Below are 25,481 nucleotides of genomic sequence, written 5' to 3'. Positions count from 1 at the left end.
ACCAATATTTATGAGTTAGTCTCTTATTTTTTAGGTGATATTTTATGACAGCATTAAACAACCAGAACCTATTACAACTTCGTTTTGTAAACCAAGCTCATATCGAGGCGGTAAAGCCATCATTTGCCAATCTTCCGGCTAATCCGTACGCTGATGGTGCATTTCGTAAACGCCGCTATTCAGTGATCAAAGCACAAGGTGGCGAGCTAAAATTACAAGCCACTAAAGCCTTTGTACAAGATGATTCAATCAATACCTTTCAAGGTAATGTTGAGCGTACGTATGAAAACTTAGAGCAAGGCTTACTACAAAGTGAAGGGATGAAAAGTATCGTTAATGAATTTCGTGCAATTACAGGGATAGATGAAGACCGTGATATTGAAATTCACCAATTTAGAATGCTCGCAATCGACAGCGATACACCACCTGCACCAGAGGGTATTCACCAAGATGGTTTTGATCACGTGTGTATTTGTGGTGTATCTCACGAAAACTTAGAAGGCGGTGAACTGTTGGTTTATGAAAACAAACAAGCTGAGCCATGTTTTAAAATGGAAATTAAAGACGGTATGTTTGCACTTATTAATGACCGCGAAGTATGGCATAACGCCACACCGATGAATAAAATTGATGCAAGTAAAGACGGTTACCTAGACTGCTTTGTATTAACGGCTTAAGGAATGGCAATGAATTTAACTAAACTTCGCCGTCAATTTCCGGCATTAATGCAACAAGTTGCGGGTAAATCGCCAATATTTTTAGATGGCCCGGGTGGCTCGCAAGTACCGCAGCAAGTACTCAGTGCAATGTCGGCTTATTTAGGCTATTACAATTCGAATTTAGGTGGCGCGTTTTTCTCAAGCGATAAAACCGTTGAGCTAATGGCAAATGCGCGTCAAGCAGCAGCTGACTTGTTAAATGCTCCATCGCGCGATCAAATTGTATTTGGCGCGAATATGACCAGCCTTACGTTTAGCTTTAGTCGTGCGATTTCTCGTAATTGGCAGGCGGGTGATGAGATCATTGTGACTAATGCTGATCACTACTCAAATGTATCCTCTTGGCAGCAAGCAGCTGAAGATAAAGGCGTGAAGGTTAATACTGTATTGATTAACGAAGCTGATTGCAGCTTAGATTTAGCGCATTTTGCAAGCTTACTTAATCAAAATACCAAGCTTGTTGCTGTGACTTATGCGTCAAACACCACAGGATCTATTAACGATATTCAGCGTATTGTTGCCATGGCCCATGAAGTGGGTGCATTGGTTTATGTTGACGCAGTCCATTACGCACCTCATGAGCTGGTGGATGTACAAGCGTTAGATTGTGACTTCTTAGCATGTTCTGCCTATAAGTTCTTCGGCCCTCACTTAGGCATGGTTTACGGTAAGCGTGAACATCTTGAAGGATTTACACCTTATAAAGTGGAACCTGCAAAAGATGCAATCCCAGGTCGTTGGGAAACGGGCACGCAAAGTTTTGAAGCACTAGCAGGTCTGATTGCGGCTGTGGACTATATCGCAGATATAAGTGAACTTGATGATAGCCATTCACGACGTGATAAGTTAGCCGCAGCATTTACGAAAACAAAGCAACATGAAATGGCCTTAAGTGAGCACTTCCTAACTCGCTTAGTTAACTACCCTAAGATCAGGTTATTTGGAATTGATGATTTAGAACGTCTATCACAGCGTACCCCAACCTTTGCTTTGACCTTTGAAGGACTGGAGCCGCGTCAGGTTTCTGAGTTTTTAGGTAAACAACACATTTGTGTGTGGGATGGTAATTTTTACGCCCAAGGCTTATGTGAGCAATTAGGAGTGTTAGATAAAGGCGGCGTTGTGCGTATCGGTTGTATGCATTACAACACCATTGAAGAGCTCGATAAGCTGTTTGATTTGTTTGATCAATTATTTTAGAGCTATAAGTCATAAGCTGTAAGTTTTAAGCGGATCGAGTGCTTTTTAAGTGTTGACATAATAATTTGCAACGCTCAAATTTTGGCTTACCGCTTACCGCTTACCGCTTACCGCTTACCGCTTACCGCTTACCGCTTACCGCTTACCGCTTACCGCTTACCGCTTACCGCTTACCGCTTAGCTTTGTGGTTGACCATATATTTGCTCTGCGCGGTTAAATAGCACCCACGAAGTTAAAATATATTTATCGTTTGAAACGGGTTTATTTCCACGGTGGGTATGAGTGAAGTAACCTGGAGCGACAACCATAGTGCCTTGCTTTGGAGCAATTTTACGCTGCTGGTAGTAAAACTCGGTTTCTCCACCTTCTTCAACGTCATTTAAATAAAACATAAACAGCAGCACGCGATGTAGTGCATCATTGTGACCTGCTTGCGGGTACACCTCACTATGCCAATACGGATAGCCACCTTTATTTACTTGGTATTTTTGTGCTTGAATATTACCAAGTCTAAAAATTTGTTGCACTAATAAGGGGAGTTGCGGCTTACCTATCTCATCAAAGTTTGCTTGGGTTAAATCTGTTGGAACACCTGTTTTTGGGTGATATACCTTTAAACCAAATGCACCTATCATCATAAAAATATGTTCTTCTAAGTATTTAAAAATATAGCCCGCGGTGGTTTGTTGAATATGTTTTAATTGCTCTGCATACTCAGGGTAAGAGCTTAAGTAGAGGTCGTGACTATCTTTTTTTGCTAGATCGACACCGCCAGAGGTAATGCCTTGTTTTAGATGCGGGCTTTGTTCAAACTCAGTGATAAAATTATCGCAAAATTCTTTGCTTAGGGCGTTATCGTAAACGCGAATAAAGTCCGTCATGAGCTGCCTTTTTGGAATTATTATGTTTATAGAAAAAATTACACCGCGCTTTAGCGAAACCGATGTACTAGGTCATATTAACAATACCGTACTCCCAGTATGGTTTGAAGCTGCACGAGCGCCTATTTTTAGATTTTTTACCCCGGATTTGAATCCTTATGACTGGAAGTTGATCATTGCCAAGGTAGAAGTAAGCTTTTTAGCTGAGTTATTTTATGGTCATGATGTGCAAGTAAAGTCGAGCATTGAGCATATTGGCTCAAGCTCTTTTGTAATACGCCAAGAAGCTTTTCAGCAAGAGCGATGTTGTGCGATAGGCAAAACGGTCATGGTTCGGTATGATTTTTCGGCTAAAAGTGCTACTCCTTTATCAACACAAGAGAAGGAGGCCTTACAAACGCATTTAGATAGTCAAAGCCCAACTTGAAAGAGTTAAAAAGAGTTCATTCCTATTTGAAATGTTTGCGCTGTAAGACTAGGGCTACAGCGCATACATTACGTTAATAGCTATTATTGTGATAAATGCATGTGAATATCACTGCCAATCAAACATTGCTGTGCAATGGGAAATATGTGGGTGGCTTCTCTTGCTGGTTTAACCGCAAGTTTAAAAACGCCTTGTTCATTGCTTATTGGGTTATTTGCAGCTTTACTTGGCATCGTCACACTGGCTAACATCAATAGCGCAAATATAATTAATAAACTAATTGCTTGCTTGTCTGTTTTTTCCATTATTGTTCACCTGCAATGTCAAGTTGAGTAATGCTATAGCCTTCTTCTGCTAATAAGGCGAGTAGGTTGTGTTCACCAGCTAAATGAGCGGCGCCAACTAACACTAATTCTTGTTGATTATTACCAAACATGGCTTTAACTTGAGGTAACCAATTGTGATTGCGCGCTTTTAATAGTTTATCAAAAGTTGCTGGGTCTTCTTTACGCATAGGTAATATTACTAACTCATTCAGGCTTTCAGTATCACCACTGCGCCATGCTTTCATCATCCCATCAAATAGCTCAGCATAATCATCAAGTTGAGTTAAATTAGATTGAATAAATTTGTCTTCGCTATTTTCTCCCATTTCTTTAAAAAGCTGTAACTGAAATTCCAGAGTTTCAAGGTATTGTTGTGTTTTCTGGTCACTGCTTGCTCGGTTGGCAAAATAAGCATCAACACCATCACCAATGAGTTGTTGTTTTTGCAGCTCCATTGACATCAGGATAACACTCACCATAAAGGGCCTAAAGCTGTTTAGCTCGTTTAAGCTAACGCCAAATTGTGCCAATTTTGTTTCTAGTTGTGCTTTAACTTCTGGCGAAAGTTTTTCACTTAAGGTTTCACCATTTTTATAAGAAAGAGTTTGCAGCATCGTCATTTGCGCTTGGCTATCAGCTGGGTCGGGCATTTTAGCTTCTAGAATGACCGTGTCGCTTTGTTTATAGGCAAATTCAAACTCAGCAGGCAGCGGCATTTGATTGCTAGGTAAAATATGCAGGGTGCCGCCAATATACACTTTGTCGTCCCCTTTACTGACTTGCCATACCGAAGTTTGTGCTGCGACAGATAAGCTCAATAATGAGCAGCCGATAAGTAAACTTTTACTGATTAAGTTTTTACTAAAATTGATCATGCCTCATTCCTTTTTTATTATTTTGAATATCAAATTAGTTAAATAATTTTGCTAATTGTGCTGAAACTTGTTCGTTCACTATTTTGATCGATTCGTCTATTTGAGAGTTGATTGCAGCGTCAATCTTATTTAATTGTTTTTCAAATGAAGTGTTAAAGTCTTGACTAAAACTGTAATCGACCGCGGCCACGTCCTGTACTTGCGACACACTGGGAGCGGCTGGCACCTTCGTATTATCTACCTCTTCAGCCATGGCATTTGCGCTAAATAAAGTGGCTATCACCGTGCTTACTAATAGAGTTTTTGTTACAGCTTTAGTTAATGGTTTCATGATTTATTCCTTCATATTTAGTCTTGTTTGTCATCCATACTTATGCGGATGTGTAATGTAATATTTACCGTTTTGTTCGCTAGGCTGTAGCGATGAGTCAATATTAGAGGGCAGTAGTAAGAAAGTCGCTTATCTAGGTATGAGCAATTTAATTATAAGGTTTAATTTTTATAATTAATTTAAAATCAATTACTTAGTTTAAAACCTTATTTCTATTATAAGGTTTTATTTTTAAGGTTTTGCCCTGTCGGAGTATGTTTGAGGGTCGATTTGAGCTGCTGTAAAAAACGTTAGACATTGGCTGCAGCGTTTTCAGTCGACATTTAACTGCAAGTTGTGCGCTATTAAGTTAGAATGCGCCCAGAACTATCTTGCCTTGCAACCTTTAACTATCAATGAGCTACTAACCAGATGTTGTTAATGATCGACAATTACGATTCGTTTACCTATAACTTAGTGCAATACTTTCAGCGCTTAGACCAAGAGGTGTTAGTAAAACGCAATAATGAGATCACGGTTAGTCAAATAGCGCAGTTAAATCCTCAACATATTGTCATATCCCCCGGGCCATGTACGCCCAACGAGGCTGGCATCTCTTTAGATGTTGTAGCGCAACTAAAAGGCAGGTTTCCAATCTTAGGTATTTGCTTAGGTCATCAAACGATTGCACAAGCCTTAGGTGCAAATATTGTTAAAGCTAAGCAAGTGATGCACGGTAAAACCTCGCCAGTTTATCATACGAATCAAGGGGTATTTACAGGTTTACCAAACCCACTAACGGTCTGCCGGTATCACTCATTAGTTGTTGATAAAAATAGTTTGCCTGACGAATTGCAGCTTACTGCATGGACTGAAACAGAAAGTGGTCAGTTGGATGAAATAATGGGCTTAGTTCATAATGGCTTAGCATTAGAAGGGGTACAGTTTCATCCAGAGGCAATTTTAACTGAGCGTGGGCTTGAATTACTTGCTAACTTTTTAACTCGGTTCTAGGCTTAACGTTAATAGCTGTAATAGCTCCTTTAACTTTTACATAAAGATAATAATGAATGACAGATGAAGTACGCCAACAAAGGATTGTAAAAGCATTAGAACAACGAGCCCATGACTTGTTACTTGGGCATAGTTTTGCGCAGCGTCAAATTGGTTATATTCACACCTTAGAAATTGACTACGGCGAAGCAATGGAACAACGTACTTTACTGGAAGTTGAAGTCGCAGCGCAGAAAATACGTCAACAATCGAGTACTGCCCATCATAAATACCGCGCTCAAGCCAGCCAACAACTTCATCAAGTGATTGATACCGCGATGAACAAGCAATTAGCGGATATAGACACTGTATTACATGAAACAATTGGCATTGAAGATAATGTTCCGGCAATTTTGGATATATTGGCGGTAAAGTCTGCATCGGTAGGACGCCTTGAGCCGCTAGTTAAAGATTTAACCTGGCTAGGTCGGGAGTTGGTTACTTTTGTAAACTTGCCTTATTACCGTGCGCAGCGTAATAAACACACTTCCGTTAAGGTTGACAACCCCTCTTTAGCGCTACGCTATATTGGTTTAGATAACTTGCAATTTGTGGTGCCAACTTTTGCAGTGCGTCATTGGATGCCACATAGTACCGAGCCATTTCCATTATTGAAGCGTCGCTTACGCGATAACTCAATGGCCTGTGCAATTGCAGCGCAGGAGTTGGCTAAGAACAGTGGTAATAATGAAGTGCATGCGTTTACTTTAGGGATGTTACTCGATGTGGGTAAAATAGCTTTGACAAGGCTTTATTTACGTACCTTTGAGCGTGTTTGGCAACGAAAAGTAACCCTTGCTCGAGAAGAACAGCATAAAGATTTACATACGGCATTATTAGAATTAAAACCAGACCCTCTTTTTTTAAGTACCTTGCTTAACCAGCACGCATTGAAAGTCACAGCAAAGGTGATAGATAAAATGGCGTTTCGGTATTTGCCATTTAATGCGGTGCTCTCGCAATTGGTTAATGGTGTAGCAAAAGGGGATTCAGCATTACCGTTAACTACGCTAATACGCAAAGCTCGATGTTATAGCCAAGTGGTCAGTTTAACTGCTCATCAATTAGTAGAAAGTGATGAAAAATCACTCTGGTTTGATTATGTAGGCTTATCAAAACAGGAACAAATGCAGCTCGAAAAAACCAATTTACGGCACTTTCATATCAAAATTGACTAGTTTCATAAATTTTTTGTTAATTTTTTTACGACTATTCATTCATCATTAATACAGGCCCTTAATCATATTTTATTTGTCAAAGCGCTGCTGAGTCGGTAGTGGGGCAGCCTTATCAAATAAACAACCCTATAATTTATTATTCAGATAGTTATTCACTATCTCTGAAATAATATCTCAATCCCTTTAATAACAAGGGCTGCATGAAAGTTTTCTAAGAGACAACAACTAAAAACTCTGAAATAATGGCCGTCTGAAAATTGAACCAGAGAGTATTTTTTGGCAATTTAAGCTATGCTGATTTGCACCAAAGGAGATGGTAATACAGGCCATCACCAAGCCAACTTTTCACACTCTCTGTGAGATAACAATTAAGAGGATATAAAATGACAGTCAATCGCGAATTATTTGATCAAGTAATGGTTCCTAACTACGCACCTTCAAGTGTAATTCCTGTTCGTGGTGAAGGGTCTCGTGTATGGGATCAGCAAGATCGAGAATATATCGATTTTGCAGGTGGTATCGCTGTTAACTGTCTAGGTCACTGTCATCCAGCCTTGGTTAAAGCGTTAAAAGAGCAAGGCGAGAAAATTTGGCATGTGTCTAATGTTATGACTAATGAACCTGCACTGCGTTTAGCTAAAAAGCTAGTAGATGCGACATTTGCGGAAAAAGTTTATTTTGCCAACTCTGGCGCAGAAGCAAATGAAGGTGCACTAAAATTAGCGCGTCGCGTAGCACTGGAGAATTTTGGTGAGCAGAAATCGCAAATCATTGCTTTCAACAAAGGTTTCCATGGTCGTACATTCTTTACTGTAACGGTCGGTGGCCAAGCGGCTTATTCTGATGGTTTTGGCCCAAAACCTGGTGATATTGTGCATTGTGATTATAACGATTTGGCTGCTTTTGAAGCACTTATTTCTGATAATACTTGTGCCGTTATGATGGAGCCATTGCAAGGTGAGGGCGGTATTATCTCTGCGACTGACGAATTTGCAAAAGGTGTACGTGAATTATGTACAAAGCATAATGCATTACTTATTTTTGATGAAGTACAAACGGGTGTGGGTCGTACTGGTGAGCTTTACGCATACCAAGGTTTAGGAGTAACTCCTGATATTTTAACCACAGCTAAAGCACTTGGTGGCGGTTTCCCAATTGGTGCGATGATCACAACTACGGAAATTGCTAAGCATCTTAAAGTCGGTACACATGGTTCTACTTATGGCGGTAACCCACTGGCATGTGCTGTTGGTGAAGCAGCATTTGATACCGTAAATACACCAGAAGTATTAGCTGGCGTTAAAGCTAAAGCACAATTATTCAATGAGTTACTGTGTGAGATTAATGATAAGCATCAGGTATTCTCAGAGATTCGTGGTCAAGGTTTATTAATTGGTGCGGTAGTAACTGAGCAATTTAAAGGCCGAGCTAAAGAGTTTTTAGTGGCTGGTATCGCTGAAGGTGTAATGTCTTTAGTCGCAGGTGCAGATGTTGTTCGTTTCACTCCTTCACTTGTAATACCAGAAGCGGATATTCGCGAAGGCATGGCACGCTTTGAGAAAGCTGTCGCCAAGGTTGTGAACGGTTAATCAACACCTCTCATACTAAGGGCAAGCAGCAAGCTTGCCCGACTATTCTTAATTTACCGTTATTTATAAGGGAGCAAGCGGACTCATGATGATCCTTCGCCCAATCCAGCAATGTGATTACCCAGCTTTATTGAAAATTGCCCATGAATCAGGGCATGGTTTTACATCTTTACCGAATAACGAAGCGTTATTGCAAAAGAAAATAGATCATTCAATAAGCTCATTCGCAAAAAGTGCATCTCACCCGGGTGATGAAGGTTACTTGTTTGTTCTTGAAGATAGCGAAACAGGTGAAGTAGTGGGTACCTCAGCCATTGAAGCTGCTGTTGGCCTTGATGACGCGTTTTATCATTACCACCTTAGTAAAGCCATTCATTCATCTCGTACACTGAATGTTTATAAAGCCGTTGATATTCTCACCTTGTGTAATGACTACACCGGTGCCACAGAGCTTTGTACGCTGTTTTTAAAAGATGGTTACCGTAAAAATAATAACGGTAAGCTGCTTTCAAAAGCACGTTTTATGTTTATTAAACAGCATCAAGAACGTTTTGCCGACACCGTTATTGCTGAAATGCGCGGCGTTTCGAACGAGCAAGGCAACAGCCCATTTTGGCAGTGGTTAGAAGAGCACTTCTTCTCGATGGACTTTCCAACCGCTGATTACTTAACAGGTATTGGCCAAAAAGTATTTATTGCTGAACTAATGCCAAAGTACCCAATTTACGTCAACTTACTAAGTAAAGAGGCGCAAGCGGTGATCGGCAAAGTACACGATAATACCCGCCCTGCGATTGAGCTGCTAAAAAGCGAAGGTTTTACGTTTAATGGCTATGTAGACATTTTTGACGCAGGTCCAACGGTTGAAGCAAAAGTCGATAATATTGCCACTATTCGTAATGCGAAAAACTTTACCGTTAAGATCGGTAACAACAGCGGTGAAACCGCGGTGATGCTTGCAAATGAAAAGCTCAATGACTTTAGAGCAACCGTTGCACAACTAAATTTTGATGAATCAAGCGCAGAGTTAACTCTACCTCAAGCAATGGCTGAAGCACTTCATTTACAAGCTGGCGATATCGTTACAGCAACACGCATTTAATTTAGGAGAAAGTACATGACTCATCCTGCACAATTTATTAATGGTCAATGGGTTCAGGGCCAAGGCGATGCATTTAATTCAGTAAACCCTGCTAATAATCAGATCATTTGGCAAGCAAACTCAGCGACCAGCGAACAAGTTGATACGGCTGTAAGTTCTGCACGTACAGCATTTTATAGCTGGGCAGACAAATCCTTTGCAGAGCGCCTAGCGATAGTAAAAACCTTTGCTGAGACCCTAAAAGAGCACAGCGAGGAGCTCGCTGTAGCGATTGCCCAAGAAACGGGTAAGCCATTATGGGAAACTCGCACTGAAGCCGGTGCTATGGTTGGCAAAATTGCCATTTCAGAAAAGGCTTTTTTAGAGCGCACTGGTGATGTTGAAAACCCAATGCCACAAGGGCGCGCTATGATCCGCCACAAGCCACATGGGGTAGTGGCTGTATTTGGTCCATATAACTTCCCTGGTCACTTACCTAACGGTCATATCGTGCCTGCGCTATTAGCGGGTAATACCGTGGTATTTAAACCATCAGAGCTGACGCCTGCGGTTGCTGAATTAACCCTTAAACTATGGGAGAAAGCGGGTTTACCAGCTGGTGTCATTAACCTAGTGCAAGGTGAAGTGGTAACAGGTAAAGCACTTGCAGCTCATAAAGGTATCGATGGTTTATTCTTTACTGGTTCATCACGCACAGGGCATATTTTACATGAACAGTTTGCCGGTCAACCGGGTAAAATATTAGCACTAGAAATGGGCGGTAATAACCCGTTAATCATTACTGATGTGGCAGATACTAAAGCAGCTATTCACGATATTATTCAATCAGCGTTTATCTCTAGTGGCCAGCGTTGTACGTGTGCACGTAAATTGTTTTTACCAGCAGGTGAGCAGGGCGATGCAATTTTAGCCGGTTTAGTTACTGCCACTAAAGCGATTAAAGTGGGCAACTACGATGATGCAGAGCAACCATTTATGGGGTCGATGATTTCATCAGCAGCCGCTGCGGGCATGGTAAAAGCTCAGCAGCAACTTGTTGAGCTTGGCGCGCAGGTGTTAGTTGAGCTTAAACACACAGAGAATACCGGTTTTGTTACACCGGGCATTATTGAATGTACTGATGTTGCTAACTTCCCAGATGAAGAGCACTTTGGGCCACTATTAAAAGTATTCCGCTTTAGTGATTTTGACAGCGCAATTGATAAAGCCAACGACACCAGCTTTGGTTTATCAGCAGGTTTATTGAGTGATAACGCCGCCGATTACGATCACTTTTTACGTCGTATTCGTGCCGGTATAGTTAACTGGAATCGTCCAATCACAGGAGCATCAAGCGCTGCGCCATTTGGTGGTATTGGTGCCTCGGGTAATCATCGTGCAAGCGCGTACTATGCTGCCGATTACTGTGCATACCCAGTTGCTTCTGTAGAGCTTGATAAAGTAGCCATGCCAGCAACATTAAGCCCAGGTTTAAAAATTGATTAATCGAGTTTTGTTAAATAGTAATAAATAACTAAAAAAGCAGCCTAGGCTGCTTTTTTTGTATTGGTTAAGGGTCAAAGGTAGCAATTAAAAGCGCTTTCTGCTTAAATCATTACAGTCGTGATAATTTTACAGTGGGTGTTTTAATTATGGTTTTAGATAGGCAAGGGTATGATGATCTGATCATGTATCTTACTCAAAATTTAGCATTATTTGAGAAACCCGGCGAAATTAAACCAGGCTCCCCCACTATTATGGAACTGATAGAGGATGACATTGCTGAAAATGTCATGTTGTTATGTCAGCAGCATACAGAACTGACCACCGAACAACGTAGTCAAATTGTGCGTGAGGTGGATGGTATCGTATACGATTTACAAGAAGTGTTAAGTAGTGTTACCAGTAATCAAGTGACCATTGAACAGCACGCCTTTATTGATGAATTTGCCGCCCTGGTAAAAAACCTCTTTGATAGCGCTGTCGCAGAAAGCGCTTGAATACATCGTTTTTAATTTGCAACTGTGTGTGACTTCCTTACAATCAAGTAACTAATTTTTTTGAGAGTCATAAAATGCAAGCGAATGTAAAATGGGTCGAAGGCGATACCTTCCTTGGTCTTTCTAATTCTGGGCACAATGTGGTGTTTGATGCTGGTAGCGATAGCGCCGCACCAAGCCCAATGGAAATGGTGTTAATGTCTGTTGGTTGTTGCTCATCGGTTGATGTAGTAAGCATTTTAAAAAAAGCCAAACAAAATTTTTCTGACGTACAAGTACAACTAAGCGCTGAACGTGCTGAATCTGCTCCTCGAGTGTTTACTAAAATTAATTTACACTTTGTTGTGACAGGTGATAATGTTTCTGAAAAACACCTTGCGCGCGCCGTGCAACTGTCAGCTGAGAAGTATTGTTCAGTAGCATTAATGCTTGATAAAACAGTAGAAATTACTCACACACACGAAGTTATACAAGAACAGGGAAAATAACGCTTTTTCCTGCGGTGAAATTCGTATAAAATCCGCGAACTTTTCATTCTGCTCTGGCAGATTTCACTTGTTTATAGGTTGGTTTATCATGAACAAACCCTTCGATAAAATTAAACTTCATGGCTTTAATAACTTAACCAAAAGTTTAAGCTTTAGTATTTACGATATTTGCTATGCAAAGACAGAGCAACAACGTAAAGAATATATTGAATATATCGACGAACAGTACAGTGCTGATCGACTAACCGATATTTTAGGTGAAGTAGTGGATATTATTGGTGCGAATATTTTAAATGTTTCGCGTCAAGATTATGATCCACAAGGTGCTAGTGTAACAATTCTGATTTCAGAAGAGCCAATTGAACAACAGCAGACCTATGATGTAGATGAAGCGCCAGGCCCATTGCCAGAAACTGTGGTTGCTCACTTAGATAAGAGCCACATTTGTGTGCACACTTACCCTGAAGCGCATCCCGATGATGGTATTTGTACTTTCCGTGCTGATATCGAAGTATCAACCTGTGGTATTATTTCGCCATTAAAAGCATTGAACTTCTTAATCCACAGTTTAGACTCTGATGTAGTGACAATTGACTACCGCGTACGTGGTTTTACCCGTGATGTAGATGGTGTTAAGCATTATATTGATCATGCGATTAACTCAATTCAAAACTACATGACCGAAGATACGAAAGAAGCGTACCAGATGATGGACGTGAATGTGTATCAAGAAAACTTATTCCACACTAAGATGATGCTAAAAGAGACCGATCTAAATACGTATTTATTCGGTGTCACTACCAGCGATTTATCTGAAGAGGAAGAAGAAGAAATTCGCTCTAAGTTAACCCGCGAGATGCAAGAGATCTTCTACGGTCGTAACTTACCAGATACAGAATAAACTAGCAGAATTAGTTGATTCTTAAAACGGCGTGTAATGAAAATTACGCGCCGTTTTTGTATGTGGGTTATTGCGATAGTTAGTGTGAGTAAAGCTTACGAGTAACGCAGTATTAATTTTATTATCGTAGCTTGGGTTGAACATAACGAAGCCTGAAAAACCATTACCTTCAGTGATTGTGGCTATCACAGGTAGGTCGTGATTTATCGCGACAAATAACCTCTTATCGAGTTCGTTTCAACTGTAACAAATCCCATTTATTGCCGTATAAATCTTCAAATACCACCACGGTGCCGTAGGCTTCTTTACGGGGTTGTTCATTGAATCGAATGCCATTTTTTTGCATCACTTTATAATCACGCCAAAAATCATTGGTGTGTAAAAATAAAAACACGCGACCGCCAGTTTGATTACCTACAGCCTCTAACTGCTGTGGCGCACTTGCTTGTGCGAGTAGTAAGTTGGTGCCATTGGAATTAGGAGGTGCGATTAATACCCAGCGTTTGCCATTACCAAGGTCGGTATCTTCAATTAAATCAAACCCCAGTTTTTGAGTGTAAAAAGCAATGGCGTCATTATAACTTTCAACGACTAACGCGATACTTCCTATGTGTTGTTTTATATTAGACATTGACCTACCTTACGAATTAATAACTGTGTCTAGGTGTTTTACCAGAACAATACAATTCATCAGAGGACAAAAGGCTGTATTAGGTCGTGTACCATAAGAATTATGCAAAAAGCTTGGGTTTTGGTAATTATTTGACTGCTATTCTCACCACTTATATGCTGGTTAAAAGCCCACCTAAAGGATCAATATGTCAGCTAATTTATCTCAACGAGTGTTTTGTGCCGAGCAAGTGCGAACTCACGAGCCCGCCGCCGCAGCGCAATCTGGCGTAGCTATGTATACGCTGATGGAGCGAGCTGGTAAAGCGGTGTTTGATCAGACAATTAAGCATTTTCCGCAAGCTCAAAATTATGTGGTGTTGGTTGGGGTGGGTAATAATGCAGGTGACGGCTATATCGTTGCAAGCCTCGCTAAACAGGCCGCAAAACAAGTAACAGTAATTGCGGCCGTACCAGATAAACCATTAACAGGTGATGCGCTTACAGCGCAAAAAGCATGGTTAGCAGCTGGTGGTGACATAACGGCATTTCATCAGCAAATTATAGATAACGCGGATGTCATTATTGATGGCTTGTTAGGCACAGGAATAAACAGTGATGTACGTGCTCCTTTTGTTGAGCTGATTGAAGCAGCTAATAACAGCGCTGCGCCAATTGTAGCAATTGATTTGCCGTCAGGTATTAACGCAGACACAGGAGCTGTACTGGGAGTGGCAATTGAGGCTGATGTTACAGTCACTTTTGTTGGTATTAAGCAAGGGCTTGTTACGGGCGCGGGGCGTGCCTGCGCAGGTATTGGAGAGTTTGACGATTTATCTATTTCAGATGCATTTACACAATTGGCAACGCCAACTGCAAAGTTGATAAGTTATCAAACATCGCAAGGCTTGGGGAAAAGAAATAACAATAGCCATAAAGGCAGCCATGGTAAATTACTGTGCGTAGGTGGCAATAAAGGTACGGCAGGGGCTATACGCTTAACAAGTGAGGCCGCGCTGCGCAGTGGGGCAGGTATGGTAAAAGTATACACTCATCCTGAGTCAGTCCTTGCTGTGAGTATTGGCCGCCCTGAGCTGATGGTGACGACAATCGATCTTGACGCAGCATTAGACTGGGCAACGTGTATAGCGATTGGCCCAGGGCTCGGCCAAGATACATGGTCTCAATCCACCTTTGGAACGGTTATTGAGCACTGTGTTGCTCACAATAAAGCAATGGTTGTCGACGCCGATGCGTTAAACCTTATTGCTCAGCAATCCGCGCCTATTGCATTGAAAAACACGGTATTCACACCGCACTCAGGCGAAGCTGCACGGCTACTTGGTTGCACCATTAGTGATATAGAGTCAGACCGTTACCAGAGTGCACACAAGTTGACAGAAACATATTCAACGACCTGTGTACTCAAAGGGACGGGCAGCATTATCGCTGATGGCATTAAAACGTGGGTATGCACTGATGGCAACCCCGCGTTAGCCGTAGGCGGCAGCGGTGATGTACTCACTGGGATTATTGCTGGCCTTATCGCACAAGGGTTAACAACTGAGCACGCTGCGTGTTTTGGTGTGACCTTGCATGCAAAAGCTGGAGACGTAGCCGCACAGCGCGACGGCGAACGAGGTTTGCTACCAAGCGACCTGTTTGCGATAGTCAGAGAGTTGGTAAACTAAAGCCGTCAGCCGTCAGTTTCTGATAGCTGACAGCTAAAAACTGAAAGCTTTACCCAGCTTTCACTGGGTTTTCAATACTGCTAACTGGTATTAGCGGTGTAACTCACCAACTCGCTCTGGTTGATAGGTTACTTCTTTTATTTTTACTGTTATAACCCCGCCGCCAGGCTTGGGCCATTCAATTTCATCACCTTGAGATAGGCCAAGTAAGGCGCTGCCAACAGGGGCTAAAATTGATATCTTATCAGCATTGGCATCCGCATTTTTTGGATACACTAAGGTCTTAGTAAACTCTTCTTGGCTTGATTCAACGATAAAGTTCACAGTTGAATTCATAGTTACCACTGTCGAAGGCATATCTTTTGGCTCGACAATGGTCGCGCGACCAAGTTCAGCTTCAAGCTCTTTTTCACCAGCGAAGCTGCCTGCTGGCAATGATTCCATTAAATCATACAATCTATCTGCATCAAGTGATGAGATGATCAGTTCAGGCCTTTTATTCATTGTAATGTCCTTAATTGTGTCTGATAAATAAAATTACCCCTAAGTTGTGAAGTGCCTTACAGCTTGTAAACACGACATATACAGAGGTTATTTTATTTATTACTTTATCGTTGCCCTTAAAGCTAAAAACCCAGCCTAAGCTGGGTTTTTATTTGAGCTAGATGGTTTGGGGGGTGATCACATCATGCCGCCCATGCCACCCATACCGCCCATGCCACCCATATCAGGAGCGCCAGCTTCATCTTTTGGGATTTCAGCTACCATGGCTTCTGTGGTGATCATAAGACCTGCAATCGAGCCTGCAAACTGTAGTGCAGAGCGCGTTACTTTAGTTGGATCTAGGATACCCATTTCAATCATGTCGTTGTATTCGCCAGTTGCTGCGTTGTAACCGTAGTTACCTGTGCCGCCTTTAACTGCGTTAATAACAACAGACGCTTCGTCACCTGCGTTAGTGACGATTTGACGAAGTGGTGCTTCCATCGCACGTAGTGCTACTTTAATACCGTGGCTTTGGTCTTCGTTGTCGCCAGTTAATGCAGCTAGCTTGCTAGCAGCACGTACTAGTGCAACACCACCACCCGGTACTACGCCTTCTTCAACCGCTGCGCGAGTTGCATGTAATGCATCTTCAACGCGGTCTTTTTTCTCTTTCATTTCGATTTCAGTAGCAGCACCTACTTTGATCACTGCAACACCGCCGGCAAGTTTCGCCATGCGCTCTTGTAGTTTCTCTTTATCGTAGTCAGACGTTGCTTCTTCGATTTGTGCTTTGATTTGTGCAACACGACCATTAATGCCGTCTTCTTCGCCAGCACCGTCGATGATCGTTGTATCATCTTTAGTGATCACAACGCGTTTAGCAGTACCTAAGTCTTCTACCGTTGCTTTTTCAAGTTCAAGGCCAATTTCTTCAGAGATAACCGTACCACCAGTTAATACTGCGATATCTTGTAGCATTGCTTTACGACGGTCGCCAAAACCAGGCGCTTTAACTGCTGATACTTTAACGATACCGCGCATGTTGTTAACAACTAGTGTTGCCAGTGCTTCGCCTTCAAGGTCTTCAGCGATGATCAATAGTGGCTTGCTTGCTTTAGCAACGGCTTCTAATGTAGGTAGTAACTCACGAATGTTAGATACTTTCTTGTCTACAAGTAGAATGAATGGGTTGTCTAATTCAACAGCGCCTTTTTCTGCGTTGTTGATGAAATATGGCGATAGGTAACCACGGTCAAACTGCATGCCTTCTACAACATCAAGTTCGTTCTCAAGTGATTGACCTTCTTCAACAGTGATCACACCGCTGTTACGGCCTACTTTTTCCATTGCTTCTGCAATGATGTCGCCAATTTCTTTGTCAGAGTTAGCTGAAATAGTACCTACTTGTGCGATTGCTTTTGCATCAGCACATGGAACAGAAAGTTCTTTAAGTTCAGCAACTGCTGCGATGATTGCTTTATCGATACCGCGCTTAAGGTCCATTGGGTTCATGCCCGCCGCAACCGCTTTTAAGCCTTCGTTAACGATAGATTGTGCTAAAACTGTGGCAGTAGTTGTACCGTCACCCGCTGCATCATTTGCTTTAGATGCAACTTCTTTTACCATTTGCGCGCCCATGTTTTCAAACTTGTCTTCAAGTTCGATTTCTTTTGCTACAGATACACCATCTTTAGTGATCACTGGAGCGCCAAATGATTTGTCTAATACTACGTTACGACCTTTAGGACCTAACGTTACGCGAACTGCATTTGCTAAGATGTTTACGCCAGCTAGCATTTTAGCGCGTGCGTCACCTGCAAAAAGTACTTCTTTTGCTGCCATGATTGTTTCCTCTAAATTCTTAAATGTTTGTTAAACGAAAAGTAGGTTTAGCCTACAATGCCTAAAATGTTGTCTTCACGCATGATCAGGTACTCTTGACCTTCGATCTTTTCAGCTTTTTCAACATATGAGCCGAATAACACAGTGTCACCGACTTTAACTTCTAATGCTCTCACATCACCGTTATCTAGAGTACGGCCATTACCAACAGCGACAACTTCTCCGCGTGTTGATTTCTCAGCAGCAGAGCCAGTTAATACAATACCGCCAGCAGACTTGGTTTCTTCTTCTAGACGCTTAACGATTACGCGATCATGTAAAGGACGAATGTTCATTTGTTTAGTTCTCCTAACAGTTTCTGAACAGGACAGAAAAAAGTTTTGTGTGTACCAAAGCTATTAAATCGTTTTGTTTAATAGCCTAGGATTAGTTGTACTCAGTAATGGGGGTGTTGCAGAAAAACCCAAGAGAAAAAAAGTAAAATTTTTTAATCTTTTCTCTCATACTCACCGTCAATGGTGGTTGGCTCACTCATTTTACGAGGTTCTGATTCTGAATAACTGTGTTGACTAAAAGAGGATGGCCCGTGTTGCATACCGGCACTCATACGCACAGTTGCTTGGCTGGCAAGGCCGGCAGCTAATTTATTGCGAATGGCTGGAGTTAATAATAAAAAGCCAAATACGTCGGTCATAATACCTGGGGTTAATAATAAAACACCGGCGATGATCACACATAATCCAGTAAATAATTCTTTGGCTGGCATTTGCCCTTGGGCCATTTGCGTTTGCACATTTTGTAGTGCCCCCATGCCTTGCTGTCTTACTAATTTGGCACCTAATATTGCAGTGATAACCACTAAAGCAACAGTGGCAAAGCCGCCGATCACATCGGCCACTTGGATCAATAGAGCGATTTCAACAATCGGCACGAGAATAAATAACAAAAATAAAAATCTAAACATAAGGCTCTCTAAATTGTGCTCACGTAAAGTCGTGATGAAATATTAATATGGGTGACTCGGTCTATTTTCAAGCTTAGTGAGAAAGCCACTCTGGCTAACTACACTTTGCTTTGGCTATCAGCTACTATGGGGTTGGGCAGAGCAATCAACTAAAGGTTCAATATGACGACGCATTTTCGAGTTATTTTTACAACTTGTGCAGATGTAAGTGAAGCACGTTCGATGGCTGAGCAGCTAGTTAAAATGAAACTCGCAGCCTGTGTAAACATTCTTCCTAATATAGAGTCTGTTTATATGTGGCAAGGAGACGTAAGCTATGCAACCGAAAGTAAATTAATAATAAAAACGAAATCTGAAAAAATGAATGAAGTGTTCCAAACTATTAAACAGTTACATAGTTACGACGTTCCGGAAATACAGGTCATTGACGTGGCCACGGGCAATTTAGCCTACTTTAATTGGATGGATGAGGTACTTAATTAATGCGTTGTTTTCTTTTCTTGCTGTGTGCGTTTTTGTTGTTTCCTACACAAGCTGCTAATAAAAACTTATTGAGCGATTTATTGCAGCCCGCTGAGCAAACTTTTTTACCCGTTGACCAAGCGTTTACATTTGATTTTGACCAACAAGGTAGCACCCTCTTTATTGGTTGGGATATTGCTCCAGGTTATTACCTTTACAAAAAGAAGTTAGAGATCATTGAAAAAGGGGCTGATATTACAGTTCCTGAGCTTGGTAAAGGGGTGGTTATTGAAGACGAGTTTTTTGGCAAAACAGAGGTGTTTTTTGACTCCTTAAGTGTAGTCAGTAAACTGAGTAATGTAGCGAGCGGTGGTGTAGTTAAAGTTCGTTATCAAGGTTGTGCGGAGGCAGGCCTTTGCTACCCGCCTGAAATCATCACCATCCCATTAAGTGTGATTGCTGGTGAACTAGCGACATCTGAACAGGCAGCAGACACGGCAACTGCAAGTAATGCATTGGCGGCACTTAATGCAGAGTCGCCAGCTTTAGTAACGAATGACACTGCATTAAATAACGTGCCTGAAAAAGAGTTAAACTTTACCGAAAAACTGGCTTCACAAGGCCTGCTTGCTAATTTAGTTATTTTCTTTTTAGTGGGGATAGGGCTTGCTTTTACGCCGTGCGTATTTCCAATGTTTCCTATTTTGTCTAGCCTAATTGCAGGTCAACAAAACCTCTCGACTAAAAAGGCTTTTGCACTATCGTTTGTATATATCCAAGGGATGGCAGTCACGTATGCCGCATTAGGTTTGGTTGTTGCTTCTTTGGGTGGCCAAGTGCAAGGTTACTTGCAACACCCTTATGTACTGATCAGCTTTAGTTTGTTATTTGTTTTGTTGGCTATGTCGATGTTTGGTTGGTATGAAATAAAACTACCAAGCAGCATGATGAACAAATTAACTCAAGTGAGTAACAATCAAAAAGGCGGCAATTATATTGGTGTATTCTTGATGGGCGTGTTGTCTGGCTTAATCGCGTCACCTTGCACTACTGCGCCGTTATCCGCAGCATTATTATTTGTCGCACAAAGTGGTGATTACCTCGTCGGCGGCTTAACTTTATATGTATTGAGTTTAGGTATGGGCATACCCTTGTTACTACTTGGTACATCTGGCGGTAAATTATTACCAAAAGCAGGTGGTTGGATGGAGCAAGTTAAAACCCTATTCGGTTTTATCATGCTAGTTGTACCACTTATATTACTTGAACGTATTGTTGATTTTGACATCATATTATTGATGGCGGGTTTATTGGCGCTGGCTACTGCGTTGTATTTACATCATTGGCAAAGTAGCCAAAGCCAAGGCAAGCTAAAAACAGCATTGTGGTTTGCCGCTACGTTACTAGTAATTACTGGGGCTAACTTAACGAAAAACTATCTATGGCCAACAACACTAGTTGCTAGTACCGCAAATAGCGAGCAAAAGGAACATGGCTTTAAATTAGTTGCTGACTTAGCTGAGCTGCAACAAGCAATAGAGGATGCAAGCAGTGATGGTCGCCTTGTGATGGTTGATTTGTATGCAGATTGGTGTGTTGCGTGTAAAGAATTCGAAAAATATACACCTTTCCTGACACTAAAGTGCAGGGGGAGTTTGCAAATTTTGAACTGCTAAAAATAGATCTGACCGAAAGTGACGACACGACAATTGCAGTAATGGAAGAGTTTACTGTATTCGGTTTACCAAGCATTTTGTTTTTTGATACAAAAGGTGAAGAGCTTGCCGCGCAGCGTGTGACGGGCTTTTTAAACGCGAAGGACTTTGCTGAGCATTTAGTTGATGTAAAAAATAGCGCTAAATAAACATTTTTTACACAGCTGTTTTAAACGCCACTTTACATGAGTGGCGTTTTTGTTTGTGTGGTCACTTCTAGTGATTAGACCAGTATTTTGCTGCTATTTACATCGAACTGACTATAATAGGTGGTTAACGTGAGAAATAGTTGCTATTTTAGTTTTCTCCCCTTACATTTTAAGGGGGTTTCTAATCAAAATGGCTTAACTCATTATTTATAGGATTATCGCGTATTATGGCTGCAAAATTTAAACTTTTAGTTATAAATGGCCCTAACTTAAACATGCTAGGTAAGCGTGAACCAGAAAAATACGGTTCACACACACTTAGTGAGATTATGAGCGAACTAACAGAGCTTGCTGATGGTCTAGATGTGGAATTAACGCATTTTCAAAGTAATAGTGAGCAAGCTTTAATTGAGCGTATACACAGCGCTTGGCAGGCTATTGATTACATTATTATCAACCCAGCGGCATTTACGCATACAAGCGTGGCTTTACGTGATGCATTACTGGCGGTTGATATCCCGTTTTATGAAGTGCATTTAACTAATGTGCACGCACGGGAAGCGTTTCGTCATCATTCATATTTTTCTGATGTGGCGCAGGGCGTGATATGTGGATTAGGTGCAATGGGTTATCGCGCAGCACTTGAAGCGGCGGTAAATCGATTGCAAAACGCAATTTAATTTTAAACTAACAAACTAATAGGCGGGTTGTTCATGGATATTCGCAAGATCAAAAAACTAATTGAACTAGTAGAAGAATCAGGTATTGCTGAATTAGAAATCACTGAAGGTGAAGAATCAGTACGTATTAACCGTAATAACATGAGTGCAGGTCCTGCTTACGCTCCACAATATGCTCCTCAGTATGCACCAGCTCCAGCAGCGGCGCCAGCACCTGCAGCTCCAGTTGCAGCCTCTGAAGCAGCAGCGCCAGCTGCAGGCCCAACGGGTCATCAAGTATTATCACCTATGGTTGGTTCTTTCTATGCAGCTGCTTCTCCAGAAGCACCGGCATATGTTGAAGTAGGCTCACAAGTTAAAGTGGGTGACACGCTGTGTATCATCGAAGCGATGAAAATGATGAACCAAATTGAGTCAGATAAAGCGGGCACAGTAAAAGCTATTTTAGTTGAAAATGGCGAGCCAGTAGAATTTGATCAACCGTTATTCATCATTGAATAATAGCGTAACCTAATAAGGCCAACTCTTATGTTAGATAAAGTAGTCATTGCAAACCGAGGTGAAATTGCACTTCGTATCTTGCGCGCCTGCAAAGAGCTTGGGATCAAAACGGTTGCTGTGCATTCAACGGCGGATCGCGATCTTAAGCATGTATTGCTTGCAGATGAAACAATTTGTATCGGTAAACCTGCTGCAACAGAAAGTTATTTAGATATTCCGCGAATTATCGCGGCTGCTGAAGTAACGGATGCTGTTGCTATTCACCCAGGTTATGGTTTCCTTGCTGAAAACGCTGATTTTGCTGACCAAGTTGAACAAAGTGGTTTCGTGTTTATTGGTCCTCGTGGCGATACCATTCGCTTAATGGGCGACAAAGTATCAGCAATCGAAGCTATGCGTAAAGCGGGTGTTCCATGCGTACCGGGCTCAGACGGCCCTGTATCGGATGATAAAGAGCGCAATATGCAAATCGCTAAGCGCATTGGTTATCCTGTGATCATCAAAGCCGCTGGTGGCGGTGGTGGTCGCGGTATGCGTGTAGTTCGTAGCGAAGCTGAGTTAATTAATTCAATTGCACTTACTCAACAAGAAGCGAAGCAGTTCTTTGGTAATAGCATGGTTTACATGGAGAAATTCCTTGAAAACCCACGCCATATCGAAGTTCAAGTATTAGCTGATGGTCAAGGTAATGCAGTTCACTTAGGCGAGCGTGATTGTTCAATGCAGCGCCGTCACCAAAAAGTGGTTGAAGAAGCGCCGGCACCAGGTATTACTGCCGAAGTACGTAAGTTCATTGGTGAGCGCTGTACGCGAGCATGTATCGAAATTGGTTATCGCGGTGCGGGTACGTTTGAGTTCTTATACGAAAATGGTGAGTTCTATTTCATTGAAATGAACACCCGTATTCAGGTTGAACACCCTGTAACTGAAATGGTCACTGGTGTTGATTTAATCAAAGAGCAGCTAAAAATTGCTGCTGGTCAACCATTGTCATTCACGCAAGATGACGTTGTTATTCGTGGTCATGCCGTTGAATGTCGAATTAATGCTGAAGATCCTGAAACGTTTATCCCGTCACCGGGTAAGATTACCCGTTTTCACCCAGCCGGTGGATTAGGTATTCGTTGGGACAGCCATATTTATGCTGACTACACAGTACCACCACATTACGATTCAATGATTGGTAAATTGATCACTTATGGTGAAAACCGTGATGTCGCGATTGCTCGTGCTCGTAACGCATTGAATGAGCTTGTGATCGATGGTATTAAAACTAATACGCCATTACATAAGCGCATCTTAGCAGATGAAAACTTCCAAAATGGTGGTACTAACATCCACTATCTTGAAAGAAAATTAGGGCTGTAACCCTAATTATGAAAAAAACCGGCAAACTTTGCCGGTTTTTTTGTGTCAGATGATCGCCGACTCGCCTTAAAAAAATAATCTGGTATGATTAACAGGTTATCGTTTTTAATACTATCCATGAGGTAAGAATGGCGCACACTGTTGGTTTTCAACTCGCAGATGAAGCTGCAACGGTTAAAATGGGCAATCAACTTGCAGAATTAATGGAGCAAGGTGCAGTTATTTATTTACATGGTGATTTAGGGGCGGGTAAAACTACTTTAACACGTGGTGTGATCCAAGGCTTCGGTCATCAAGGTAAGGTTAAGAGTCCAACTTATACGCTTGTGGAACCTTATGAATTGGCAACGGCCAACGTTTATCATTTTGATTTATATCGCTTAGGCGACCCAGAAGAGCTGGAATACATGGGGATCCGCGATTACTTCTCTCCCACAGCTATTTGTGTGGTGGAGTGGCCGGAGAAAGGCGGTGAGTTTATCCCAACGCCAGATCTAGATATTACGTTGCGTTATGTCGGCGAGGCACGAGAAATTGAAATTAAAAGTATTAGTCCGCGTGGCGATAGTATTGTAGAAAAAATCAGTTCATATTGAATAACAACAAATAATAAAGGGTGTAGTGTTACCTATGTGTCGAGCAGTCATAAAGTGGATGTGCGGGTTTTTGCTGTTAGCAATCAGCACTAGCCTCTATGCACAAAATACTATCAATAGTGTACGGGTTTGGCCATCGCCAGACAGTACTCGTGTAGTGTTCGACTTAACGGATAAGCCAGACTTTAGTTACTTTATGCTGAAAAACCCACTGCGTTTAGTGGTTGACTTAGAAAACACAAATCAAATAAAAGATTTACCAGCGATCCCAAATAAACATCAAATTGTTAGTAAGTTACGTTATTCCAAAGCAAAAAATAGCAAAGCTGTCAGGTTTGTATTTGAGCTTACAGGGCCAGTAAAGCCCGTTATATTTGCTTTAGCCCCAACTGGGCCTTATAAAAATCGATTAGTGGTGGACTTATATGACAAAAATCAAGCAGAACCCACTGTATCTAGTAGCAATGTTGCAGTTAAAAAGCGTGAGCTAAATCAGCAGCGTGATATTGTTATTGCCATTGATGCAGGACATGGTGGCGAAGACCCCGGTTCAATTGGTCCGTCAGGTACTTACGAAAAAGATATTACATTACAAATTGCTAAACGCTTAGAGCGCATGATTGATGCTGAGCGCGGGATGATTTCACGGATGGTGCGTAGTGGCGATTACTTTGTAAAACTCAATACCCGTACCAGCCGAGCAAGGCAGAAAAAAGCTGATTTCTTAGTTTCAATTCATGCTGATGCATTTACGAGCCCACAACCAAATGGCGCTTCTGTTTGGGTGCTATCGCTGCGTCGGGCTAATTCAGAAATAGGTAAATGGATTGAAGATAAAGAAAAACACTCAGAGCTACTAGGCGGTGCTGCTGGGGTTATTAAAGACACCGCCAGTGAAAAGTACCTAGCCCAAGCTCTGTTAGATATGTCGATGGATCATTCAATGAAAACCGGCTTTAGCGTAGCAGAGGGGATGGTGCAAGAGCTTAAAAAAGTGGCTAAATTACATAAAAAAGAGCCGCAAGCCGCAAGCCTCGCAGTGTTAAAATCGCCAGATATTCCGTCAATATTGGTGGAAACGGGGTTTATATCGAATCCACGTGAAGAGCAATTACTAAAAAGTGCTAACCACCAAGAGCGCTTAGCAAAAGCAATATTTACCTCAATCAAAAGCTATTACTTAAAAAATCCACCCGATGACTCACTGTTTGCGTCGTTGAAGTCGCAATACCCGACTAAGCACAAAGTGCGTCCCGGCGAGTCTTTAAGCTTGCTTGCCAGTCGTTATGGCGTATCAGTTAGTAAGCTTAAGCAAGTCAACAAACTACAATCTAATACCTTGTTTATTGGTCAAGAGTTAGATATTCCACAAAGCTAAAATCGTTAGGA

At 41.7% G+C, this 25,481-nt stretch carries 28 protein-coding genes and 1 pseudogene; 19 read left to right on the top strand and 10 right to left on the bottom strand.

Annotated elements, in window-relative coordinates; genetic code table 11:
- The first annotated feature begins 44 nt into the window (after window positions 1–44).
- Window positions 45–677, top strand: coding sequence for a 2OG-Fe dioxygenase family protein (locus KAN5_RS12920; RefSeq protein ID WP_138555018.1), 633 nt, complete (start codon window positions 45–47; stop codon window positions 675–677).
- Window positions 678–686: 9 nt separating this feature from the next.
- A complete protein-coding gene (locus KAN5_RS12915) occupies window positions 687–1,919 on the top strand; it encodes a cysteine desulfurase-like protein (RefSeq protein WP_244389862.1) in 1,233 nt (410 codons plus the stop codon).
- Window positions 1,920–2,096: 177 nt separating this feature from the next.
- Here the strand turns inward: KAN5_RS12915 and KAN5_RS12910 are convergent, their stop codons facing one another.
- The gene (locus tag KAN5_RS12910; protein WP_016709100.1) at window positions 2,097–2,801 is read right to left on the bottom strand and encodes a 2OG-Fe(II) oxygenase; all 705 of its coding nucleotides are present in this window, start codon (window positions 2,799–2,801) and stop codon (window positions 2,097–2,099) included.
- 22 nt (window positions 2,802–2,823) lie between these two features.
- Here KAN5_RS12910 and KAN5_RS12905 point away from each other — a divergent pair, with 22 nt between their 5' ends.
- Window positions 2,824–3,228, top strand: a complete 405-nt coding sequence (locus tag KAN5_RS12905; RefSeq protein ID WP_016709101.1) for a thioesterase family protein — start codon at window positions 2,824–2,826, stop codon at window positions 3,226–3,228.
- A gap of 83 nt (window positions 3,229–3,311) precedes the next feature.
- Here KAN5_RS12905 and KAN5_RS12900 read toward each other — a convergent pair whose 3' ends face one another.
- From KAN5_RS12900 to KAN5_RS12890, 3 genes are read right to left on the bottom strand one after another with little or no spacing between them, the layout of a single operon-like run.
- Entirely contained in the window at window positions 3,312–3,533 is a 222-nt protein-coding gene (locus tag KAN5_RS12900) for a hypothetical protein (protein WP_016709102.1), read from the bottom strand.
- Complete coding sequence (locus KAN5_RS12895; RefSeq protein ID WP_016709103.1) at window positions 3,533–4,429, bottom strand: TraB/GumN family protein; 897 nt, start codon at window positions 4,427–4,429, stop codon at window positions 3,533–3,535. Before KAN5_RS12895 ends, KAN5_RS12900 begins: the two co-directional genes overlap by 1 nt.
- Window positions 4,430–4,463: 34 nt before the next feature.
- Window positions 4,464–4,760, bottom strand: coding sequence for a hypothetical protein (locus KAN5_RS12890; RefSeq protein WP_244389860.1), 297 nt, complete (start codon window positions 4,758–4,760; stop codon window positions 4,464–4,466).
- 411 nt (window positions 4,761–5,171) lie between these two features.
- On the opposite strand from KAN5_RS12890, the gene KAN5_RS12885 reads away from it, so the two are divergent.
- The 8 genes from KAN5_RS12885 to speD all read left to right on the top strand — a co-directional run bounded on the left by KAN5_RS12885 (window position 5,172) and on the right by speD (window position 13,029).
- Window positions 5,172–5,753: an aminodeoxychorismate/anthranilate synthase component II gene (locus KAN5_RS12885; RefSeq protein ID WP_138555415.1), complete on the top strand. Its 582-nt coding sequence runs from the start codon at window positions 5,172–5,174 to the stop codon at window positions 5,751–5,753.
- A 56-nt stretch (window positions 5,754–5,809) separates the two neighbouring features.
- Window positions 5,810–6,970, top strand: a complete 1,161-nt coding sequence (locus tag KAN5_RS12880; RefSeq protein WP_138555416.1) for an HDOD domain-containing protein — start codon at window positions 5,810–5,812, stop codon at window positions 6,968–6,970.
- A 383-nt stretch (window positions 6,971–7,353) separates the two neighbouring features.
- Window positions 7,354–8,559: an aspartate aminotransferase family protein gene (locus KAN5_RS12875; protein WP_244389859.1), complete on the top strand. Its 1,206-nt coding sequence runs from the start codon at window positions 7,354–7,356 to the stop codon at window positions 8,557–8,559.
- 85 nt (window positions 8,560–8,644) lie between these two features.
- On the top strand, window positions 8,645–9,661 hold the full coding sequence (gene astA / locus KAN5_RS12870; protein ID WP_016709108.1) for an arginine N-succinyltransferase: 1,017 nt from the start codon (window positions 8,645–8,647) through the stop codon (window positions 9,659–9,661).
- A 15-nt stretch (window positions 9,662–9,676) separates the two neighbouring features.
- Window positions 9,677–11,146, top strand: coding sequence for a succinylglutamate-semialdehyde dehydrogenase (astD, locus tag KAN5_RS12865; protein ID WP_244389857.1), 1,470 nt, complete (start codon window positions 9,677–9,679; stop codon window positions 11,144–11,146).
- 146 nt (window positions 11,147–11,292) lie between these two features.
- Window positions 11,293–11,640 carry a DUF3802 family protein gene (locus KAN5_RS12860; protein WP_016709110.1) on the top strand — a complete coding sequence of 116 codons (348 nt, stop codon included), beginning with the start codon at window positions 11,293–11,295 and terminating at the stop codon, window positions 11,638–11,640.
- 74 nt (window positions 11,641–11,714) lie between these two features.
- A complete protein-coding gene (locus KAN5_RS12855; protein WP_138555419.1) occupies window positions 11,715–12,128 on the top strand; it encodes an OsmC family protein in 414 nt (137 codons plus the stop codon).
- Window positions 12,129–12,216: 88 nt separating this feature from the next.
- Entirely contained in the window at window positions 12,217–13,029 is an 813-nt protein-coding gene (gene speD / locus KAN5_RS12850) for an adenosylmethionine decarboxylase (protein WP_016709112.1), read from the top strand.
- A gap of 21 nt (window positions 13,030–13,050) precedes the next feature.
- Here the strand turns inward: speD and KAN5_RS12845 are convergent, their stop codons facing one another.
- The gene (locus tag KAN5_RS12845; protein WP_016709113.1) at window positions 13,051–13,218 is read right to left on the bottom strand and encodes a hypothetical protein; all 168 of its coding nucleotides are present in this window, start codon (window positions 13,216–13,218) and stop codon (window positions 13,051–13,053) included.
- 34 nt (window positions 13,219–13,252) lie between these two features.
- On the bottom strand, window positions 13,253–13,660 hold the full coding sequence (locus KAN5_RS12840; protein WP_016709114.1) for a VOC family protein: 408 nt from the start codon (window positions 13,658–13,660) through the stop codon (window positions 13,253–13,255).
- 187 nt (window positions 13,661–13,847) lie between these two features.
- Between KAN5_RS12840 and KAN5_RS12835 the strand changes: the two genes are divergently transcribed.
- Entirely contained in the window at window positions 13,848–15,329 is a 1,482-nt protein-coding gene (locus KAN5_RS12835; RefSeq protein WP_244389856.1) for an NAD(P)H-hydrate dehydratase, read from the top strand.
- Between the two features lie 90 nt (window positions 15,330–15,419).
- Here the strand turns inward: KAN5_RS12835 and rnk are convergent, their stop codons facing one another.
- From rnk to KAN5_RS12815, 4 genes are all read right to left on the bottom strand, one after another.
- Window positions 15,420–15,833 carry a nucleoside diphosphate kinase regulator gene (gene rnk / locus KAN5_RS12830; protein WP_016709116.1) on the bottom strand — a complete coding sequence of 138 codons (414 nt, stop codon included), beginning with the start codon at window positions 15,831–15,833 and terminating at the stop codon, window positions 15,420–15,422.
- Between the two features lie 177 nt (window positions 15,834–16,010).
- On the bottom strand, window positions 16,011–17,657 hold the full coding sequence (gene groL, locus KAN5_RS12825) for a chaperonin GroEL (RefSeq protein WP_016709117.1): 1,647 nt from the start codon (window positions 17,655–17,657) through the stop codon (window positions 16,011–16,013).
- A gap of 47 nt (window positions 17,658–17,704) precedes the next feature.
- Window positions 17,705–17,992 carry a co-chaperone GroES gene (locus KAN5_RS12820; protein ID WP_016709118.1) on the bottom strand — a complete coding sequence of 96 codons (288 nt, stop codon included), beginning with the start codon at window positions 17,990–17,992 and terminating at the stop codon, window positions 17,705–17,707.
- A 152-nt stretch (window positions 17,993–18,144) separates the two neighbouring features.
- A complete protein-coding gene (locus tag KAN5_RS12815; RefSeq protein ID WP_244389854.1) occupies window positions 18,145–18,621 on the bottom strand; it encodes an FxsA family protein in 477 nt (158 codons plus the stop codon).
- A 162-nt stretch (window positions 18,622–18,783) separates the two neighbouring features.
- Here KAN5_RS12815 and cutA point away from each other — a divergent pair, with 162 nt between their 5' ends.
- From cutA to KAN5_RS12780, 7 genes and pseudogenes are all read left to right on the top strand, one after another.
- The gene (gene cutA, locus KAN5_RS12810) at window positions 18,784–19,104 is read left to right on the top strand and encodes a divalent-cation tolerance protein CutA (RefSeq protein WP_016709120.1); all 321 of its coding nucleotides are present in this window, start codon (window positions 18,784–18,786) and stop codon (window positions 19,102–19,104) included.
- Window positions 19,104–20,947: pseudogene (locus KAN5_RS12805) on the top strand (protein-disulfide reductase DsbD). Before cutA ends, KAN5_RS12805 begins: the two are co-directional and overlap by 1 nt.
- Window positions 20,948–21,174: 227 nt before the next feature.
- Entirely contained in the window at window positions 21,175–21,627 is a 453-nt protein-coding gene (gene aroQ, locus KAN5_RS12800; RefSeq protein ID WP_138555424.1) for a type II 3-dehydroquinate dehydratase, read from the top strand.
- A 33-nt stretch (window positions 21,628–21,660) separates the two neighbouring features.
- Window positions 21,661–22,128: an acetyl-CoA carboxylase biotin carboxyl carrier protein gene (gene accB / locus KAN5_RS12795; RefSeq protein WP_016709123.1), complete on the top strand. Its 468-nt coding sequence runs from the start codon at window positions 21,661–21,663 to the stop codon at window positions 22,126–22,128.
- Window positions 22,129–22,155: 27 nt separating this feature from the next.
- Complete coding sequence (gene accC / locus KAN5_RS12790; RefSeq protein WP_016709124.1) at window positions 22,156–23,496, top strand: acetyl-CoA carboxylase biotin carboxylase subunit; 1,341 nt, start codon at window positions 22,156–22,158, stop codon at window positions 23,494–23,496.
- Window positions 23,497–23,624: 128 nt separating this feature from the next.
- A complete protein-coding gene (tsaE, locus tag KAN5_RS12785) occupies window positions 23,625–24,092 on the top strand; it encodes a tRNA (adenosine(37)-N6)-threonylcarbamoyltransferase complex ATPase subunit type 1 TsaE (RefSeq protein ID WP_029216173.1) in 468 nt (155 codons plus the stop codon).
- A 34-nt stretch (window positions 24,093–24,126) separates the two neighbouring features.
- Complete coding sequence (locus KAN5_RS12780) at window positions 24,127–25,470, top strand: N-acetylmuramoyl-L-alanine amidase (RefSeq protein WP_244389853.1); 1,344 nt, start codon at window positions 24,127–24,129, stop codon at window positions 25,468–25,470.
- Window positions 25,471–25,481 lie beyond the last annotated feature (11 nt).

The organism is Pseudoalteromonas sp. KAN5 (assembly GCF_022846535.1).
In the GTDB taxonomy this organism is placed as follows: domain Bacteria; phylum Pseudomonadota; class Gammaproteobacteria; order Enterobacterales; family Alteromonadaceae; genus Pseudoalteromonas; species Pseudoalteromonas haloplanktis.
This window is presented reverse-complemented; position numbering and strand designations above follow the sequence as displayed.

What these genes read in the sequence shown, in the direction of transcription:
- KAN5_RS12920 (WP_138555018.1), top strand. Translation starts at nt 45, where the DNA reads ATGACAGCATTAAACAACCAGAACCTATTACAACTTCGTTTTGTAAAC.
- KAN5_RS12915 (WP_244389862.1), top strand. Translation starts at nt 687, where the DNA reads ATGAATTTAACTAAACTTCGCCGTCAATTTCCGGCATTAATGCAACAA.
- KAN5_RS12910 (WP_016709100.1), bottom strand. Translation starts at nt 2,801, where the DNA reads ATGACGGACTTTATTCGCGTTTACGATAACGCCCTAAGCAAAGAATTT.
- KAN5_RS12905 (WP_016709101.1), top strand. Translation starts at nt 2,824, where the DNA reads ATGTTTATAGAAAAAATTACACCGCGCTTTAGCGAAACCGATGTACTA.
- KAN5_RS12900 (WP_016709102.1), bottom strand. Translation starts at nt 3,533, where the DNA reads ATGGAAAAAACAGACAAGCAAGCAATTAGTTTATTAATTATATTTGCG.
- KAN5_RS12895 (WP_016709103.1), bottom strand. Translation starts at nt 4,429, where the DNA reads ATGATCAATTTTAGTAAAAACTTAATCAGTAAAAGTTTACTTATCGGC.
- KAN5_RS12890 (WP_244389860.1), bottom strand. Translation starts at nt 4,760, where the DNA reads ATGAAACCATTAACTAAAGCTGTAACAAAAACTCTATTAGTAAGCACG.
- KAN5_RS12885 (WP_138555415.1), top strand. Translation starts at nt 5,172, where the DNA reads ATGTTGTTAATGATCGACAATTACGATTCGTTTACCTATAACTTAGTG.
- KAN5_RS12880 (WP_138555416.1), top strand. Translation starts at nt 5,810, where the DNA reads ATGACAGATGAAGTACGCCAACAAAGGATTGTAAAAGCATTAGAACAA.
- KAN5_RS12875 (WP_244389859.1), top strand. Translation starts at nt 7,354, where the DNA reads ATGACAGTCAATCGCGAATTATTTGATCAAGTAATGGTTCCTAACTAC.
- astA (WP_016709108.1), top strand. Translation starts at nt 8,645, where the DNA reads ATGATGATCCTTCGCCCAATCCAGCAATGTGATTACCCAGCTTTATTG.
- astD (WP_244389857.1), top strand. Translation starts at nt 9,677, where the DNA reads ATGACTCATCCTGCACAATTTATTAATGGTCAATGGGTTCAGGGCCAA.
- KAN5_RS12860 (WP_016709110.1), top strand. Translation starts at nt 11,293, where the DNA reads ATGGTTTTAGATAGGCAAGGGTATGATGATCTGATCATGTATCTTACT.
- KAN5_RS12855 (WP_138555419.1), top strand. Translation starts at nt 11,715, where the DNA reads ATGCAAGCGAATGTAAAATGGGTCGAAGGCGATACCTTCCTTGGTCTT.
- speD (WP_016709112.1), top strand. Translation starts at nt 12,217, where the DNA reads ATGAACAAACCCTTCGATAAAATTAAACTTCATGGCTTTAATAACTTA.
- KAN5_RS12840 (WP_016709114.1), bottom strand. Translation starts at nt 13,660, where the DNA reads ATGTCTAATATAAAACAACACATAGGAAGTATCGCGTTAGTCGTTGAA.
- KAN5_RS12835 (WP_244389856.1), top strand. Translation starts at nt 13,848, where the DNA reads ATGTCAGCTAATTTATCTCAACGAGTGTTTTGTGCCGAGCAAGTGCGA.
- rnk (WP_016709116.1), bottom strand. Translation starts at nt 15,833, where the DNA reads ATGAATAAAAGGCCTGAACTGATCATCTCATCACTTGATGCAGATAGA.
- groL (WP_016709117.1), bottom strand. Translation starts at nt 17,657, where the DNA reads ATGGCAGCAAAAGAAGTACTTTTTGCAGGTGACGCACGCGCTAAAATG.
- KAN5_RS12820 (WP_016709118.1), bottom strand. Translation starts at nt 17,992, where the DNA reads ATGAACATTCGTCCTTTACATGATCGCGTAATCGTTAAGCGTCTAGAA.
- KAN5_RS12815 (WP_244389854.1), bottom strand. Translation starts at nt 18,621, where the DNA reads ATGTTTAGATTTTTATTTTTGTTATTTATTCTCGTGCCGATTGTTGAA.
- cutA (WP_016709120.1), top strand. Translation starts at nt 18,784, where the DNA reads ATGACGACGCATTTTCGAGTTATTTTTACAACTTGTGCAGATGTAAGT.
- aroQ (WP_138555424.1), top strand. Translation starts at nt 21,175, where the DNA reads ATGGCTGCAAAATTTAAACTTTTAGTTATAAATGGCCCTAACTTAAAC.
- accB (WP_016709123.1), top strand. Translation starts at nt 21,661, where the DNA reads ATGGATATTCGCAAGATCAAAAAACTAATTGAACTAGTAGAAGAATCA.
- accC (WP_016709124.1), top strand. Translation starts at nt 22,156, where the DNA reads ATGTTAGATAAAGTAGTCATTGCAAACCGAGGTGAAATTGCACTTCGT.
- tsaE (WP_029216173.1), top strand. Translation starts at nt 23,625, where the DNA reads ATGGCGCACACTGTTGGTTTTCAACTCGCAGATGAAGCTGCAACGGTT.
- KAN5_RS12780 (WP_244389853.1), top strand. Translation starts at nt 24,127, where the DNA reads ATGTGTCGAGCAGTCATAAAGTGGATGTGCGGGTTTTTGCTGTTAGCA.